Origin of the sequence: Anabaena sp. FACHB-595 (assembly GCF_048568275.1) — a bacterium.
Taxonomy (GTDB): Bacteria; Cyanobacteriota; Cyanobacteriia; order Cyanobacteriales; family Nostocaceae; genus Trichormus.
Genome location: NZ_CP183473.1, coordinates 119,050 through 136,334, shown reverse-complemented (window position 1 = coordinate 136,334; position 17,285 = coordinate 119,050). Strand labels below are relative to the sequence as shown.

At 42.4% G+C, this 17,285-nt stretch carries 16 protein-coding genes; 12 read left to right on the top strand and 4 right to left on the bottom strand.

Translation table 11 applies throughout. The annotated features are described in order from the left end of the window. The first annotated feature begins 431 nt into the window (after window positions 1-431). On the top strand, window positions 432-1,052 hold the full coding sequence (locus ACN222_RS00640; RefSeq protein WP_010994308.1) for a PEP-CTERM sorting domain-containing protein: 621 nt from the start codon (window positions 432-434) through the stop codon (window positions 1,050-1,052). 288 nt (window positions 1,053-1,340) lie between these two features. On the opposite strand, the gene ACN222_RS00635 is transcribed toward ACN222_RS00640, so the two are convergent. Then, window positions 1,341-2,402 (bottom strand): YheT family hydrolase, encoded by a 1,062-nt coding sequence (locus ACN222_RS00635; protein ID WP_010994307.1) that lies wholly within the window; start codon window positions 2,400-2,402, stop codon window positions 1,341-1,343. A gap of 156 nt (window positions 2,403-2,558) precedes the next feature. Here ACN222_RS00635 and ACN222_RS00630 point away from each other — a divergent pair, with 156 nt between their 5' ends. Further along, window positions 2,559-3,302, top strand: coding sequence for a response regulator transcription factor (locus tag ACN222_RS00630; protein WP_010994306.1), 744 nt, complete (start codon window positions 2,559-2,561; stop codon window positions 3,300-3,302). Between the two features lie 323 nt (window positions 3,303-3,625). Here the strand turns inward: ACN222_RS00630 and chlP are convergent, their stop codons facing one another. Next, a complete protein-coding gene (gene chlP, locus ACN222_RS00625; protein WP_010994305.1) occupies window positions 3,626-4,846 on the bottom strand; it encodes a geranylgeranyl reductase in 1,221 nt (406 codons plus the stop codon). A 266-nt stretch (window positions 4,847-5,112) separates the two neighbouring features. Here chlP and yidD point away from each other — a divergent pair, with 266 nt between their 5' ends. The 3 genes from yidD to ACN222_RS00610 all read left to right on the top strand — a co-directional run bounded on the left by yidD (window position 5,113) and on the right by ACN222_RS00610 (window position 7,296). Next, on the top strand, window positions 5,113-5,625 hold the full coding sequence (gene yidD, locus ACN222_RS00620) for a membrane protein insertion efficiency factor YidD (RefSeq protein ID WP_010994304.1): 513 nt from the start codon (window positions 5,113-5,115) through the stop codon (window positions 5,623-5,625). Window positions 5,626-5,729: 104 nt separating this feature from the next. Further along, a complete protein-coding gene (locus ACN222_RS00615) occupies window positions 5,730-6,746 on the top strand; it encodes a sulfate/molybdate ABC transporter ATP-binding protein (protein ID WP_010994303.1) in 1,017 nt (338 codons plus the stop codon). A gap of 259 nt (window positions 6,747-7,005) precedes the next feature. Then, the gene (locus ACN222_RS00610) at window positions 7,006-7,296 is read left to right on the top strand and encodes a helix-turn-helix domain-containing protein (RefSeq protein ID WP_010994302.1); all 291 of its coding nucleotides are present in this window, start codon (window positions 7,006-7,008) and stop codon (window positions 7,294-7,296) included. A gap of 4 nt (window positions 7,297-7,300) precedes the next feature. Here the strand turns inward: ACN222_RS00610 and ACN222_RS00605 are convergent, their stop codons facing one another. Continuing rightward, a complete protein-coding gene (locus ACN222_RS00605) occupies window positions 7,301-10,660 on the bottom strand; it encodes a leucine-rich repeat domain-containing protein (protein ID WP_010994301.1) in 3,360 nt (1,119 codons plus the stop codon). A 63-nt stretch (window positions 10,661-10,723) separates the two neighbouring features. Here ACN222_RS00605 and ACN222_RS00600 point away from each other — a divergent pair, with 63 nt between their 5' ends. The 7 genes from ACN222_RS00600 to ACN222_RS00570 all read left to right on the top strand — a co-directional run bounded on the left by ACN222_RS00600 (window position 10,724) and on the right by ACN222_RS00570 (window position 16,187). Further along, window positions 10,724-10,846, top strand: a complete 123-nt coding sequence (locus ACN222_RS00600) for a hypothetical protein (protein WP_269083586.1) — start codon at window positions 10,724-10,726, stop codon at window positions 10,844-10,846. A 25-nt stretch (window positions 10,847-10,871) separates the two neighbouring features. Then, entirely contained in the window at window positions 10,872-11,498 is a 627-nt protein-coding gene (locus tag ACN222_RS00595; protein ID WP_010994300.1) for a Uma2 family endonuclease, read from the top strand. A gap of 112 nt (window positions 11,499-11,610) precedes the next feature. Beyond that, a complete protein-coding gene (locus tag ACN222_RS00590; protein ID WP_010994299.1) occupies window positions 11,611-12,594 on the top strand; it encodes an alpha-ketoacid dehydrogenase subunit beta in 984 nt (327 codons plus the stop codon). 166 nt (window positions 12,595-12,760) lie between these two features. Then, window positions 12,761-14,185: a protein translocase subunit SecD gene (secD, locus tag ACN222_RS00585; protein WP_010994298.1), complete on the top strand. Its 1,425-nt coding sequence runs from the start codon at window positions 12,761-12,763 to the stop codon at window positions 14,183-14,185. Continuing rightward, a complete protein-coding gene (gene secF, locus ACN222_RS00580; RefSeq protein WP_010994297.1) occupies window positions 14,182-15,159 on the top strand; it encodes a protein translocase subunit SecF in 978 nt (325 codons plus the stop codon). Before secD ends, secF begins: the two co-directional genes overlap by 4 nt. Window positions 15,160-15,197: 38 nt before the next feature. Continuing rightward, window positions 15,198-15,611: a hypothetical protein gene (locus tag ACN222_RS00575; RefSeq protein ID WP_010994296.1), complete on the top strand. Its 414-nt coding sequence runs from the start codon at window positions 15,198-15,200 to the stop codon at window positions 15,609-15,611. Between the two features lie 105 nt (window positions 15,612-15,716). Further along, window positions 15,717-16,187: a GNAT family N-acetyltransferase gene (locus tag ACN222_RS00570; RefSeq protein ID WP_010994295.1), complete on the top strand. Its 471-nt coding sequence runs from the start codon at window positions 15,717-15,719 to the stop codon at window positions 16,185-16,187. On the opposite strand, the gene ACN222_RS00565 is transcribed toward ACN222_RS00570, so the two are convergent. Further along, on the bottom strand, window positions 16,150-17,067 hold the full coding sequence (locus ACN222_RS00565; protein ID WP_010994294.1) for a sensor histidine kinase: 918 nt from the start codon (window positions 17,065-17,067) through the stop codon (window positions 16,150-16,152). The two genes, ACN222_RS00570 and ACN222_RS00565, sit on opposite strands and share 38 nt — an antisense overlap. Between the last annotated feature and the right edge of the window lie 218 nt (window positions 17,068-17,285).

The following is a 17,285-nucleotide window of genomic DNA, read 5'->3' as shown; positions in this document are numbered from 1 at the left end:
AATCAAAAGAATTAAGTGATACATAAGTAAGATGCAATATTAGGTTAAGACTAGTTAAAGATTACTTTAATCAAAAGAAAATTCAATGATTTCTGGACGAATATATTTTTTTTGTATTTTATTGAGAAAATAAAACCTAAACTATTAAAACTAAATTCAATCTAATGATAAAATTCCCCCTAGTGGTTTTAGACATTATGAATGTCTAACAACGCCAATTTTGTTATTAATTCCCAGGGGCTAGTGAATCTAGCTATTATCAACCAAGCCTATTAGTATGGGCAAATTAAAGCTTTTTATGTGCTTATTGAGCAACATAAAAACATTTGACATGGCTTGACTCTCGCTAAAATTATCTACGCTTTTGTAACGGATAATTGCAAGTTAGCGATCGTTGCAACAACATCAGAACTCATTTCTAATCTTAAAAAATGAAAAGCATACGTAACCAAATCCAAGCTACTTTAGCCGTTGCTGCTGTTACTTCAATTGCTACTTTAGCCAATATCTCCAGCGCTGATGCTGCTTCCTACAGGCTTGATTGGACAGGAAGTCAAGGTTATTCAGCGCAAGGACGTTTCAACTACGACAATATTTTTCAAGGAAGCGTTATTACCCGCGATCAACTAAGGCGTTTCGATATTTCCTTCTTCGACCCCCAAGGAACTTTGTTGCAAAGTTTCAAGTACAGTTTTCCTAATCCTAACAGTACTTTTAATTTCAACTTTGATACAGTTACAGGCACTGTCCTACAAACTGGCAGCTTTGATACACCCAACGGCTTTGATTTGGGCATTGACTTTAATACAACCTCAGCAGGGTTGTCCTTCTATACTTATCAAGGGGCTGATTTGTCTGCTCTAGGATTACCTACAACTATATTTTTGAAAGATGATCTCTCTCCAGAAGTCTGCGACACATTTCCTAACTGTCGATTAGATAATGGTGGTCAATTGACAGCAAGTGTTATCCCCGAACCTGGGGTAATTTTCGGTCTGTTGGCAGTTGGTTCCTTGGCTAGAGTCCTGAAGAAAAAGCCAGCATCCGTCTAGACAGTGAACCTGAATAGTTGAAGCCAGCCTGATTAGAACTTTAAGTAACCTCTATTCTATCCGTAATTAATTCACTAATTGAGAAAATGAGGGACGGTTATCAAGGTTTTCTCTAGCGTGTAGTTAATGTCACCTGAATTATTCACAAAGCCTATAAAAGCAGGCTTTGTGAATAAAATAAAATATACATAGCCGTTTGCAAATAAGTGAGGTAGAGAAGACAAAAGATGAACTCAACTGCCTCAAAACCATTAACCTCGTACTTTATTCAAAATAAAACTGCTGTAATCAAAATTTTCTGATGTATTCCAACCACTGCAACACGCGATTCCACGCCCACCAAGGATCAGCATCTTGGGCTTGTATCTGACCTTTTTTGCTATTTAGATAGCCCATGTGACCACCATAACGAGTCATCAGCAAATCTATTTTGGGATTGCTCTCACAGGTAGCTTGTAATTCGGGAACAAGTTCTGGATGAAATAGCGGGTCATCCGCAGCGTAAATAATTAGACTAGGTTTTGATATCTCTGGTAACAGTTGTAAAGGACTGCTTGCCGCATAATAAGTTTCTACGGATGGGAAACCAAGGCGCTTAATTACCAGTTCATTGTCAAAATCCCAAATGGTGTTAGCTCGTTTAATGGCTTCTGAGTCTAGGGTGCCTGGATGGTAGTCATGTATTCGCCATGCTAAGTTCTTGAGGTTTTTTGCAATACTCTGCTCTAAGTATTTACCTACAGGATGGCGAACTAAGTAACTGAGCGATCGCGTTGCATCTAAATTTGGGCAAATTACTGCACCACCTCCAATGTCACTATATTTTAGCCCAAAATACTCAGTGTCATTAGTTAAGTCTGCCGCAGCTTTCAGCCCCCACAACGCCAGTTGTCCCCCTAAGGAAAACCCTGTAAACCAAAATTTACTGGGACATCCCATAGCGGCCGCACCAGCCGCAATTCTAACAAAATCTTCACCTTCAAATAAACCATCAGAAGTTAGTGTTGGTGATAATTCGGCTGTTTTGCCGTGGGCGCGCCAATCAAATAAAACTACAGCAAATCCTTGAGCGTATGCTTTACGTCCCAGCAATCTCAAAAACCATTCATTTTCTAGATCGCCTGTAATGCCATAAGTCCCTACAATCGTACTGTGGGCATTTTCAGGTATGGCAATCAAACAAAAAATAGGTACATTTTGCCCACCCATTAATACTGTTTTATGATACTGAGGTTCTGGATGGAGAGTTGTATTTTGCCAATAACGTTTTCCCCACAAAGTAGTGTAAACAGTTGTAACAACACCATTTCTCAGAAACACAGGCGGATTGTAGGGAGGGAAACATATCATACTGCGAATTTAATGTAATTTTAGTTTTGTTTTCTTCATACTAGTAGTTTTAAGGTTTATGTTAGATTTAAAATCTTTTTTATAATCAAGACAGAAATCTTTGTATCTACCAAAGGTTCTTATTTATCCTTAATAAGTAGTAATAATTTTTTAAGAATGCCAAGGATTCTTGTAATAGACGATGACCCAGCGATTTCAGAACTTGTTGCTGTCAACCTAGAGATGGCTGGCTACGATGTAAGCCAAGCTGAAGATGGCATAAAAGGTCAAGCACTAGCTCTCCAGCTACAACCAGACTTGATTATGCTTGATCTGATGTTGCCTAGAGTTGATGGTTTCACGGTTTGCCAGCGCTTACGCCGAGACGAACGGACGGCAGAAATTCCTGTTTTGATGTTGACTGCTCTCAGCCAAACTCAAGACAAGGTAGAAGGCTTTAACGCCGGAGCAGATGATTATCTGACCAAACCATTTGAAGTGGAAGAGATGCTGGCACGGGTGCGGGCATTATTACGCCGTACCGACCGCATTCCCCAAGCAGCCAAACATAGCGAAATTTTGAACTATGGGCCTCTGACCTTAGTTCCCGAAAGATTTGAGGCTATATGGTTCGGTCAAACTGTGAAACTGACTCACTTGGAATTTGAACTCCTCCACTGTTTGCTACAACGTCACGGACAAACAGTTTCCCCAAGCGAAATCCTCCGAGAAGTTTGGGGTTACGATCCAGATGATGACATTGAAACGATTCGAGTGCATATCCGGCACTTGAGAACTAAGCTAGAACCAGACCCCCGCCACCCCCGCTATATCAAAACAGTATATGGTGCGGGATATTGTCTGGAACTACCCAGCGTCCCACAATCCGGCGAGGGCGCTACCACATCAGTTGTTGAGTGAAATCTTGTTCAAGTCATTGCGCTGAGTCTTTGATTTCATTAATCCGTAACATCTGTGTCACACTGAGGGAAATGCAGTTCGCAAGGTAGGGTAGTATCACGGGATATATGCTCTTCGAGAAGTCGCGCATACGCGTCTAAATTCCCCAAGCTACGTATCCTACAGAATGACACTCACATCGCTACGAATCAACACAAAACTTGACTAGGTAATCAAAATGGCACTCCCCATTGGTATTCAGGGAGTGCCATTTGACAATTAATTCGGAATTTTGAATTTGTAATTAAGTCTTAATTACAAATTACTTGATGGTCATCTCAAATTTAGGGTGCTAAAGCGTTACCACGGATGAGACTACCAATTGTCTTGGCAGTAATTTTTAACTGGGTGATGGGGTTAGCAGGGACGACTGTCTTATACAGATAGCTGTCGAAAGTCAGTTTTTGTACATCCAAGTCTCCACACATCTCTACAAATGCCTCACGGGTGGCATCGGAGCGGTAAAATACTGTTTGTAAGATGTCCAACACTTTGTAAGTGAGTCCGTATTTTTTATCCCAGCGTTTGAGATAAATCTTGAGTTCGTTTTCTGTGGGAATACGACTACCATTTTGAGAAACTTCTACAATGGTTTCTGCACACATCCGCCCAGATTTAGCAGCAAAGTAAATCCCTTCACCAGAAGACTTGGTAACGTAGCCAGCAGCGTCTCCAACCAAGGCTATGCGACCAACAACACGTCGAGGACGTGGATGTTCGGGGATTGGGTGGGCTTCTACTTTGATGATTTTACCACCTGCTAATTTTTCGCTAGCACGGGTGCGGATACCAGCCTGTAACTGTTTGATGCTGGCTTTGTGTACCTGCATTGTGCCAGTACCGACGGCTACGTGGTCATATTTGGGGAATACCCAGGCATAAAAGTCTGTGGAAACGTCATTGCCTACATACATTTCGGCAAGGTCGTTGTAATATGCCATTTTATCTTCGGGTAAGCGGATACGCTCTTGGAAAGCGATCGCATAATTATAATCCCCTGCATCCATTTCTTTGGCAATGCGGGAATTAGCCCCATCTGCACCAATAATCAAATCTACTTTTAAAGTTTTTGTGACACCTTGTGCGCCGCCTTCATTATGGTCAACATAATGAATGGTGTATGGGTCGCTGTTATTTCCAGGTATATCAACTTTATGAACGGTGGCATTAATTAAATTTGCCCCTAATTTTGCCGCGCGATTGCGTAAGAAGCCATCTAGGACTTCACGCCGGCACATTCCTATATATTCGTCTTCTTTTATCAGATTGATATCAACTTCACGATTGGAAGGTGAAATCATTTTCATCTTCCGCACTTGACGATCAATAATTTCTGGTGGTAAGTCAAACTCGCTTACCATACATAAGGGAATCGCCCCCCCACAGGGTTTGGCGTTATCCAATTTGCGCTCAAACAGGTAGGTCTCAATCCCAGCTTTGGCTAGTGTTTCAGCAGCAGAGGAACCAGCTGGGCCTGACCCAACAACAGCAACCCGTAGTGTCAAAGGTCTTCTCCCAATCTTCACATTTACCGAGAGCATCCTACCACGGTCTTTTGGGTGATTTCTCGCTCTGCCTCCAGGTTTTGACAGAAATGCAATATTCCTTAATGTTTCGATACAAATTTGGCACTAGAGATAGAGCTTAGTGAATGGGTAACATACTGTTAGTCAATGGTCAGTTGTCATTGAGGCAACAGTCAACAGTCATCAGTCATCAGTTCTATTCTCCATCCTATTCCCAGGCTTGTTTCATTCCCTAATCTCTAACTATGCAAACTTCTCTATTGGACTCCTTTGGTAGGAAAATTGGTATTGTAGCGATCGCTGGATATCAAAAGCACATTTCCCCCCATAAAGGTTTTGCTTGCGCTCATCGACTATTGTATGGGGGTGAATCTTGCTCTGGTTACATCAAGCGCGTGATTGCTGAGGAGGGATTAATCGCAGCTTGGGATAAATCCCAGGCTAGGTTTCAAGCTTGTAAACAAGCCAATTTAGTTTTACGAGCATCGAAGATGCAACGAAAGTTGTCACAAATGGAGGATTCAGAACCGACAGAGGAAGCGGATGGAAAAATTGAAGATGATAAGCCCTTAAAACGCTCTCAGCCAAGGTCATCAAGTTGCTGGGGTTCAGGATATTCAAGCGGCGATGATTGTTCTAATTGTTCAGAGATTGTTGATTGTAGTTTCCTCGCCTGTAGCAGCACTGATGATTGCCATTTACCAGATTGCAGTGGTGTTGAGTGTGATTTCTTGGATTGTGGCAGTTGCGGTAATTAAATCTTTTTTTAATCAGTAAATTTAACTGCATTTATGTATGATATATCTATAACACGGTAAACCTAGCAATTAGCCGTAGATAAATTGGCAGAGGTGTAGCGGCAGTGGGCATAGTAGTTGAAAACGTATCCAAACAATTCGGCAGTTTCCGAGCGGTTGATCAGGTGAACTTAGAAATCCAAAGCGGGAAACTGGTAGCCCTATTGGGGCCGTCGGGATCTGGTAAGTCTACTCTGCTCCGCTTAATTGCTGGTCTCGAAAAGCCAGACGATGGCAGAATTATTCTGACGGGAAAAGACGCTACAAACCAAAGTGTACAAGAACGTAACATCGGGTTTGTATTTCAACACTATGCTTTATTTAAGCATCTGACAGTCCGGCAAAACATCGCCTTTGGGTTAGAGATTCGCAAAGCACCAGCGAATAAAGTCAAAGGACGGGTAGAACAGTTATTAGAACTAGTGCAATTGAGTGGGCTAGGCGATCGCTATCCTTCACAGCTTTCGGGTGGTCAAAGACAAAGGGTAGCCTTAGCTAGAGCCTTAGCAGTAGAACCTAGTGTATTACTTTTAGATGAACCTTTTGGAGCGCTTGATGCCAAAGTCCGTAAAGACTTACGCGCATGGTTACGCCGCCTCCATGATGAAGTTCATGTTACCACAGTTTTTGTCACCCACGACCAAGAAGAAGCAATGGAAGTTTCTGATGAGGTCGTGGTGATGAATCAAGGCCGTGTAGAACAGGTAGGAACACCCGCAGAAATTTACGATAACCCCGCCACATCCTTTGTGATGAGCTTCATTGGGCCAGTGAATGTTTTGCCAAGTAGTTCCAGAATTTTCCAAAGTAGCCAGTTAGAGATAGAACATCCAAACGTATTTTTACGCCCACAAGATGTAGTGATCGAGAAATCTGCTAACGGTACAACCGCACCTGCTACAGTCACTCGATTGATCCATTTGGGCTGGGAAATCAAAGTTGAATTAACCTTAGACGATGGGCAAGTTGTCAACGCTCATTTAACACGCGATCGCTACGATGAGCTACAGTTGGAACCAAAGCAAAAGGTATATGTAAAACCCAAGGATGCGAAATCTTTTCCTTTGTATTACTCGATTTAAGGGGGTAGGGGTATAGGGGTTTAGGGGTTTAGGGAAAAGACTAATATAAACAATTCTTCCCTTACACCCCCACACTCTTATACCCTCACACCCCCACCATTTTATTGAAATCACGAAAAACTACGTCGTTTGTTAGAGTGTCAAGCGATCGCTTATGCCTTATAAAAGAAAATAGTTAATAAATTTTTGATTGAAATGATTGATATGTAATGTCAATCAATTTAGAAAAAGACTTATTTTTTCAAGGGGAGCATGAGATATGGATATGCAAGTCCTGAGAGAGCGTGCGGGTCTTAGCCGTGCAGAAGTTGCCTTCAGGCTTGCAATCAGTGAAACCAGTGTCCGCAATTGGGAAGCTGGACGCACTGAACCAACAATGACACCAAAAAAATATGTTGATGCTCTACGTATATTCAAATGCACGCCGGAAGAACTAGCATCTGCCAGTGAGAAGTCTATTAATCAGCGTCATAAACGCAAGCCAGGAAGACCCAGACGTTTCCCAGATAATCCCGTAGTTCAGGTGGCTGATTCGCCAGTTTGCAGTTAGATTCTCAAGGACTAGGCTGAATTAGCTCTATGCCTAATTTGCTGCCGAGTTCCATAACATTGTTTGTAAAATCTACCACACTTGCGATCGGGGCAGCAGCTACACTAGCAGCAGTTAGTAAAGCTGCTAGACGCTTTTTAAGTTTGGGTGTATTGCGTTCTTTTTCTGGCTTTTGAATTTCTACTTCTACATCATCAATATCAATAATAATATCGTCGCGGATTTCTGGGGGGAACTGGGCTACAGTTTGGCGTAGGTTGTTGATTAATTGCATTATTTCTGCTATGTTTGCGCCGCTTGTTTGGTTGAAGTTAGAGGCTTGCTGACTGGCGTTGTCTTTGACTTCGTTGGCGAAATTGGCGATGTTTGCGCCTTGAAGGTTGTTTGTGAATTGAGGATTTTCTGACACAGCTTTTGCCTCAGCTTTAGTAATAATTGGTCTACTGACGGCTAGTTTAGCAATATCTAAGATATCTTCATAAGCAGTCCTATCATCTAAATCATGATCTCCTTTTTGTAATTTTCGACGTGATTCTAGTGATTCATAACCATCCAAAAGTTGACGGATATTGATGTTTATTTTGAGTTTACCGATTGGATATTCAAGAATACCCATTGTCTCAAGTCCCAGAAGTTCTTGGTAGTCGAGGGGCGGGTGGTTAGGATAGCCAGGGACGGGAACCCATTCGGTGATTTCGAGGTTGGCAAGACTCTTGTGGATTTTTTGGAAGACATCGCGGAGAATGGCGAGAAATGAACGGCGGGTTTCTTTGCGTCCGCTAATGGCGATGAAGATTTTTTTGTCTTCGGGGTCGGCTTTGATGCGAGCGATGTTGTAAATTTCATTATGTTGTTGATATTGCAGCATTACGCCACTGCGCCAATAGATTTGGTTATGGATTCTTTCGTGGGTGTTGACGATGAAGCGGGAAATTATGCTTTCGGGAAGAACTTTGTAATGGTATTGAAATTCTAGGGTTTCGCCTTCTAGTTCTGTTGCGTCTGGTTGGTCTTTGGGGAGAAGTCCCGCAATCAGGAATTGTGGTGGGTAACAAGCTAATTCAAAGCCAAGCTCAAATTCTTTCATCAGTTCAATCAGATAGCCGTGACGCTTGGTAGGGTAACGCTCTGGATTGAGGACACGAGTGAGATCGGCGGGGGTGAAAATGCCTTTGCTTTTAGTTTTGAGGTTTTCATCGCTCAGAAGGGCGTAAATCCCTTCTGTCACCCAATTGGGTTTGAGGACGTTGGTATCTCTGAGGATGGGATGCTCACGGAAGTTGAGAACTAAGCCAAGTCGATGCAGCAAGTCGATGAGTTGTTCTTGGTTGTGTTCTTCGGGAATTTTATTTTCGTAGCAGATGCCGATATAGCTACTGTAGGTAATGAAGTCTTGGGACATGGATTCGAGTTGTTGTTTAACCTCAAACCATGACAGGGGTAGAAGGTCGTAGACTTCTTTGAGGTTGCCGACTTGCTGCAAAATCGCGGTGCGAAGTTCATCAATGCCGATATTGTCTTGGCAAGAGGTTTCGATAATCGCTTGGATGTTAGGATATTTTTCTCGTAATGCTTTGCGGTTGATGTCTAGGGGTTGTTCGTCTTTTTTGTTGCCAACGATAATCACGGGGGACTGTCCGCCGAAGCTTTCGATTAGTTTCAGCCAATATTCGATGCGGTTTTCTTCTTCGCTGGTGCGACAATTACAAACAAGAAGATAGAGGCTGCGCTTAGTCAGGAAAAACTGATGGGTGGCATGATAAATTTCCTGTCCGCCAAAGTCCCAAACATTAAGGCGGATGTCTTTGCTATTGACCTGCACGTTCCAAGTTTCTACCTTGAGTCCGTCAGTTTGGGGTTGATTTCTATCATATTTATTGTGGATTAGTCGCTCGATGAGGGATGTTTTACCGACGCTACCTTGTCCGACGAGCAAAAGTTTGGCTTCGTTGAGTGGACGTACTTCACCGCTACGAAGTAATCGCAAGTAATTGAAAATTTCTTCAACTGAACCAACTTGATAAACAGATCCCAAAATTTCTGGTGAAATAGGAAGCGGATTTCCCCGTAAATCTAGTAGTTCCAATTTTGGCAAACTTTCGATCGCCTCTGGTATCTGGGTTATTTGGTTGACACGCAGGTGAAGGGTAGTCAGATTGGTTAATGGTGCCAGCGCTTCTGGAATCTGCGTTATTTGGTTGGAACTGAGGAAAAGCTGGGTGAGATTGGTTAATTGTGCCAGCACCTCTGGTATCTCGGTTATTTGGTTGGAACTGAGGGCGAGCTGCGTCAGATTGGTTAATTTAGCGATTGTCTCTGGTATCTCTTTTATTTGGTTGCCACTGAGAATAAGATGCGTCAGATTGGTTAATTTAGTGATTGCCTCTGGTATCTCTTTTATTTGGTTGCCATCGAGTCCAAGCTGCGTCAGATTGGTTAATTTAGCGATTGCCTCTGGTATCTCTTTTATTTGGTTGCCATCGAGTCCAAGCTGCGTCAGATTGGTTAATTTAGCGATTGTCTCTGGTATCTCTTTTATTTGGTTGCCACTGAGAATAAGATGCGTCAGATTGGTTAATTTAGCGATTGTCTCTGGTATCTCTTTTATTTGGTTGTCACTGAGAATAAGCTGAGTGAGATTGGTTAATTTAGCAAGCGCCTCTGGTATCTCGGTTCTTTGGTTGTAACTGAGGTTAAGCCGAGTGAGATTGGTTAATTTAGCAAGCGCCTCTGGTATCTCGGTTCTTTGGTTGCCACGGAGGTTAAGCTGAGTGAGATTGGTTAATTTAGCAAGCGCCTCTGGTATCTCGGTTATTTGGTTGTAACTGAGGTTAAGCTGAGTGAGATTGGTTAATTTAGCAAGCGCCTCTGGTATCTCGGTTATTTGGTTGTAACTGAGGTTAAGCTGAGTGAGATTGGTTAATTTAGCAAGCGCCTCTGGTATCTCGGTTATTTGGTTGTCACTGAGAATAAGCTGAGTGAGATTGGTTAATTTAGCAAGCGCCTCTGGTATCTCGGTTAGCTGTACTCGAATTAAGATTAGTTCCTCTAAATGTAGTATTTGCATTACCACATCAGGAATACCCTCTAAAGGATTGCCACTAATATCCAACTTCCGCAAATTAGGCAAACTCAATAGTTCAATTGGAAGGGTTTTTAAATTGTTGCCTAAAGCCTTTTGGAAAATGCGGTATCCTACTTTTTCATAACCTCCAACCTGCTTTCCCAAAATCAAAGACTCAAGCTGCTGCAATTTACCAATTTCCCCTGGTAACTCAGTCAACTCTTGCCCCGACAAGTCCAACTCTCGCCAACCCTCAGTAGCCGCTTGCTCTATTAGTACCAACAACTCATCTTGGGTCATGATTCTAAGGAAAAGGGTAAGAGAAGAAGATTGATGGTGATTATCTTAACTTATTAGTAAAAAATGTTAGACATCGTTTTTTTACTAGCGATGATGTGTTTATTGCGGATTTGGGCAAAAAATGCAGATGCCCGACTTATGGAAAAAGTCGGGCATCTTCTCATGAATAATTTAGGATTGCTATAGCCCCTCATTTCCAGACGATCGCACCATGACTCAAACTTTACGTAAAGTAATCACATTTGATGAGTTTGCGGCTTGGTATCCAGATAACCCAAGACAACGCTATGAACTACATGGCGGAGTAATTATTGAAATGCCACCACCCACGGGTGACCATGAAGAGATAGTGGGATTTTTGGTTGGAGAAATAGTTAAAGCATATACGCAATTAAATCTACCTTATTTCATACCCAAGACAGCGTTTGTCAAGCCAGTCGAAGGTGAATCAGCTTATTCTCCAGACATACTGATATTCAATCACCCCAATTTAGTCAATGAACCACGCTGGAAAAAAGAATCCACAGTAAGTCAAGCAGCCTCAATTCCGTTGGTAATTGAAGTGGTAAGTAGTAACTGGCGTGATGATTATCACAAGAAATATGCTGACTATGAAATGATGGGAATCCCTGAATATTGGATTGTAGATTATGCTGCTTTAGGTGGGAGGGAGTTTATTGGCAAGCCGAAACAACCTACTATATTAGTCTGCTGTTTAGATGATGGTGAATATCAGATTCATAAATTTCGGGGAAATGACCGTATTCAGTCTGCAACATTCCCAGAGTTGAATTTGACTGTAGAGCAGATTTTTCAAGCCGGAAATCCATCTACCTAAGTATAAACTCACGGAACTTATAAATGAACTTTCAACTAGTGCGATCGCTCACCATATTAGCTACGATGGCACGATAAGATTCTAAAATAATAGTCGTAATAAAAAAGTCTAAATGGCAGAAACATTATTCTTCAACGCTCTGCGGGAAGCCATTGATGAAGAAATGGCTCGTGATTCCAGTGTCTTCGTTCTAGGTGAAGACGTAGGACACTATGGCGGCTCTTACAAAGTCACCAAGGATTTATATAAAAAATACGGTGAACTCAGAATTTTAGATACTCCCATCGCCGAAAACAGTTTTACTGGTATGGCTGTAGGTGCTGCTATGACAGGCTTACGTCCGATAATTGAAGGCATGAATATGGGTTTTCTCCTCCTCGCCTTTAACCAAATCTCCAACAACGCGGGGATGCTACGCTATACCTCCGGCGGTAACTTTAAAATTCCTTTGGTTATTCGTGGCCCTGGTGGTGTAGGTAGACAGTTGGGTGCAGAACACTCCCAACGCCTGGAAACTTACTTCCAAGCAGTTCCAGGCTTGAAAATCGTCACCTGTTCTACACCTTACAACGCCAAAGGATTGCTGAAATCAGCCATCCGCGATGATAACCCTGTTCTATTCTTTGAACACGTCCTGCTTTATAACTTGAAAGAGGACTTACCGGAAAAAGAATACTACCTACCTTTAGATAAGGCAGAAATCGTCCGTTCTGGTAAAGATGTAACAATCTTGACTTATTCACGGATGCGTCATCACGTCACCCAAGCGGTAAAAACTTTAGAAAAACAAGGTTACGACCCAGAAGTAATTGATTTAATATCCCTCAAACCACTTGATTTAGAAACAATTGGTGCATCAATCCGCAAAACCCACAAAGTGATTATTGTGGAAGAAGCGATGCGAACCGGCGGTATTGCAGCAGAATTAATCGCTTCCATTAACGATCGCTTTTTTGATGAATTAGATGCACCAGTCCTCAGGCTGTCATCTCAAGATATTCCTACACCATACAACGGTACTCTGGAGCGCCTAACAATTGTTCAACCAGAGCAAATTGTCGAAGCTGTGCAGAAAATGATTGCGTTGCGCGTATAGAGAATGGGGACTGGGGAATAGGGACTAGGGACTGGGAAGAAAAAACTGCTACCTCATATCCAATACCCAATACCCGATCCCCAATCACCAGTACCCAATCCCTAAAAGCAACTCATAACTGATTCAAAGAGCGTTATTATAGCGTTTGTCAGTTGCGAGATATGGTATGCAGAGACAGCGATCGCTATTAGCGTTGATTGTAGTTTTATTAATCGCCGCCATTACGGTGATATTCACAATTCCCATACCCTTGGGACTAGATTTGCGGGGAGGCTCACAAATCACAATTCTGGTGAAACCAACAGCCGAAATTAAGCAAATCACCGAACGTGAACTGAATGGGGTCAAAAGTGTCGTCGAAGGCCGAGTTAATGGTCTTGGTGTTTCTGAACCCGTAATTCAAACTGTGGGAACAGATAAGATCCTTGTACAGTTACCAGGGGTGAATGACCCAGAACAAGCGGAACGGGTGCTGGGAGGTACAGCACAACTAGAATTCCGTAAACAAAAACAAGGTACTGAAACCCAACTACTAGCATTTCAAGCATCAAGATTAGAACTGCAAGCAAAACAAGCAGAATTAAAAAAAAGTAACGATAAAGCCGCAGTTAATAAAAATTTAGAAGATTTACAAAAAAATAATCAAGCGATCGCTGAGTTATTTGAAAGCACCAATCCACCCCTTGATGGTAAACACTTGGAAGATGCCTATGGTGAACCAACTCAAGGTAGTAGCAATTGGAATGTTGCCATCCGCTTTGACCAAAAAGGCGGCGAACTATTTGCTGAACTGACAAAAAATCTTGCCGGGACTGGACGCAGCATTGGGATCTTTTTAGATAACGAACTGATAAGCGCGCCCAATGTAGGGATAGAGTTTGCCTCTACTGGCATTACTGGTGGTTCGGCTGTGATTACAGGTCGATTTACAGCACAACAAGCCAATGATTTAGGTGTGCAGTTACGTGGTGGTGCTTTACCTGTACCAGTAGAAATTGCTGAAATTCGCACTGTTGGCGCAACCTTAGGTAAAGACAGCATCAACAGCAGTATCTATGCTGGACTTGGTGGTTTGACTTTAGTACTCATATTTATGGTTGTGTACTACAGGCTACCGGGATTAATTGCGGATATTTCCCTAATTATCTACGCTATCTTGACCTGGGCTAGTTTCGCTTTGTTAGGTATAACCTTAACCCTACCAGGAATCGCAGGTTTCATTCTCAGTATCGGTATGGCGGTAGATGCCAACGTGCTGATTTTTGAGCGCACACGGGAAGAACTACAAGCAGGTAAATCCTTATATCGTTCTGTAGAATCTGGCTTTTACCGCGCCTTCTCCAGCATCTTAGATGGCAACGTTACTACAGTGATTGCCTGTGCTGCCCTATTCTGGTTGGGGGCTGGTTTAGTCAAAGGTTTTGCCTTAACCTTGGCATTGGGTGTAGCCGTGAGTATGTTTAGCGCCGTTACCTGTAGTCGCACCTTGATGTTTTTGGCAATCAGTATTCCCAGCTTGCGTAAACCAGAACTGTTCTGTCCCAACCTACCAGGAACAAGTGCATCGAATAAGACTGAGGTGGCTCAATGAAACTAAGTATAAATAAATCGCGATCGCTTTGGTGGATTATTTCCAGTGTCTTCATCCTGATTGGTCTGATCTCAATGGTCATCTCTTGGCAAAACCCCGATATTCGCGCTCCCTTACGCCCTAGTTTGGACTTTATCGGTGGTACAAGATTACAGTTTGAACGCGACTGCACCAAACCTGGAAACTGCGACCAACCAATTGATATTAACGTTGTGCGGGAAGTAGCCAAAGCCCAAGGTCTAGGTGACAGCAGTATTCAAATTATCACCGATAGAGAAACAGGAGCAGAAAACGGCATCTCAATCCGTACCAAAACCTTAGAGCGTGAGCAACGGACTAATTTACAAAATGCCTTAAGCGAAAAAATTGGGTCTTTTGACGAACAGAAAAATCAGTTTGATACAGTCGGGCCTACCTTAGGCAGAGAATTGTTTACCTCAGGGATGATCGCTCTGATTGTATCCTTCGTAGGCATCATCATTTACTTAAACTTCCGCTTCCAATTAGACTATGCCTTATTTGCCATCATTGCTCTATTTCATGATGTCTTAATCACAGCAGGCATATTCTCAATTTTCGGTTTAGTTTTCGGTACTGAAGTCGATAGCTTATTTATCGTAGCTCTACTGACAATTACAGGTTTCTCTGTCAACGATACAGTAGTGATATACGATCGCATCCGAGAAACCCTAAAACTAGACCCCAATCGCCCCATCGCTGATATTGTCGATGATGCAGTGAACCAAACCCTGGGAAGGTCAATTAATACAACCTTGACTACCATGTTGCCATTGTTCGCAATCTATTTATTTGGTGGCGAAACCCTGAAAAACTTTGCTCTAGCTTTAATTTTTGGCTTCTTAGCAGGAGCTTATTCCAGTATCTTCATCGCCAGCACCCTACTGACACTGTGGCGTGAGCGTAACAGTTCATCTACAGTAGTACCAAACACAGAGGTAGCTGATACACAGTAGCCATTACCCATTACCCATTACCCAATCCCCCGTAGCCTATGGATGAACCAGAACAACCCCCAAGCTCTAGCAATCATACAGAAGATAATGAGTCATCTTTAGTTGAACAAGTGCAGAGACTACACCAGTTAACCGTGTATGGTAGGTGGTGTTTTGTTGGCTGTTTATGGCTAACAGTTGCACCTGTTTCTCTATGGAATTTACGGGCAGAAATTGCTTTGTGGCAACAATATTTTACTTGGGTAGCAGTGCGTTATGGACTCTTTTACCATCCACTGTCTACCTTGGGTTTAGGTTTGTGTATAGGGATGACGGCTGCTATTTTAGTTTGGCAGAGTCGGAATATTTTGCTGGGTCTACCACAAGAGGAAAAGCAGCGCCTCGAAAAGCAAGTGTTTCATATCCGTCAGCAGGGGCCAACACACCCTCTATGGAAGTGGATTTTCCATTAAAAACTCAACTGGAAAATAGTTGCATATACATACACATTTACGATAATTTCTTGCAAAATAGGACTAAAAGACAGTAAAAATACTGCCCTATCGGAGCAACTATACATGAGCTATCCTCAGATCCAGTTTCGTAATCGCCAGTCTGAAGTAGACCTTTATCAACTCCAACAGCTATTTAATATTTCTGCTTTTTGGGCGAAAGGACGCAGTATTGAGGATTTAGGTATAGCTATTGCCAATAGTGAGCCGGTAATTTCTGTTTGGGACGCAGAGCATCTAATTGGTTTTGCTAGAGCAACCTCCGATGGCATATATCGCGCCACGATTTGGGATGTTGTCATCCATCCAGACTACCAAGGTAATGGCTTAGGAAGCAAATTAGTCGAAACTGTCTTAGCCCATCCCCGCATGAGGTGGGTGGAGCGAGTATATTTAATGACTACCAATCGACAGGAGTTTTACGAAAAAATCGGCTTCCAAGCTAATAACAGCACCACTATGGTGCTACACAATCAACCCCGAATTTGCTCTTTAACTACTACAGAAGTTCAGCTTCAGGAATCGTTAGGGGGATAGACAATTCGAGTCTAGTTAATTGCTCTGCTGCATGGGATTCAGGAGAGGGTAGGATTTCTAACTTTCCTCCCATCACTGTTAGCAGTTTTTGATTAAGTAATAGCTTCATACTGGGAGAAAGACCAGCTTTCCGTTTATCGGTCGGCAAAGATTCATCAGTCATTCGGAGTAAATCAATCGATTCACTTTTAACTACAGTATGAGTAGGTAAATCTAACCAAATAGAAACATATTCGCTTTCAGGTGTAAGCTTCGCAGAAATAAAGATACTTCCTTCCTGCATTTGACTAATGGCAGTGTCTACTAAGTTTAACAATACCTGTCTTAGCCATCTTGCATCTGCCAAAACATAAATCTCTGGGTCGGGAGGCGAAATCTGCAACTTTAAATTACGATCCACCGCCAGCATATAAGTTAATTTATATACTTCTTGTAAAATTTCGGCTAAAGATTTTGGCTGAATATCTAATTTATTGTTACCGTGTTCTGTCTTGGCTACATTGAGGATTTCGTCCATGAGATGCAGCAACTTTAAAGCTCTCTCATGAGCTTGGGTAATAAATTCCCGCTCTTCTGCTGGATCTTCACAAAGATCAGACAAAATTAACTGATGTAGACCAATGAGACCATTGAGAGGCGATCGCAATTCATGGGTAGTCCGTGCTAAGAAACCCCCTTTAAACTGGCTCATCTCTTGGGCCATTTCATAGGCTAGCTGTGTGTTTTGGAGCTGTTGCTGGAGTTGTGATGTGTACTCTTGCTCCCCTAGTGTGACTGTGGACTGGCTAGCAGTGGCATTTGTAGACCGCGCAAATAAACCACGAACACCAAGCCCCAATAATAATCCGGCTCCTAGATATATCCAGTTGCTCCAATTCATATTTAGACAGTTATTAACTTGTTAAATTGACCACAAAGTATAAAAATCAGTTTCCTTATTTTTTAGTTCATCAGTTCTGCTTGATCCAACAAGTTCTTCACTAATTCACTGCCTAAAAATCAGGAGACCAACATTATAACTGTCTAAAAAATGGAAGTGGGGATTGCGGGCTGGGGAGAGAGGTAGAGAGCAGGGAGAAAAAGGGAAATAGTTCTTTT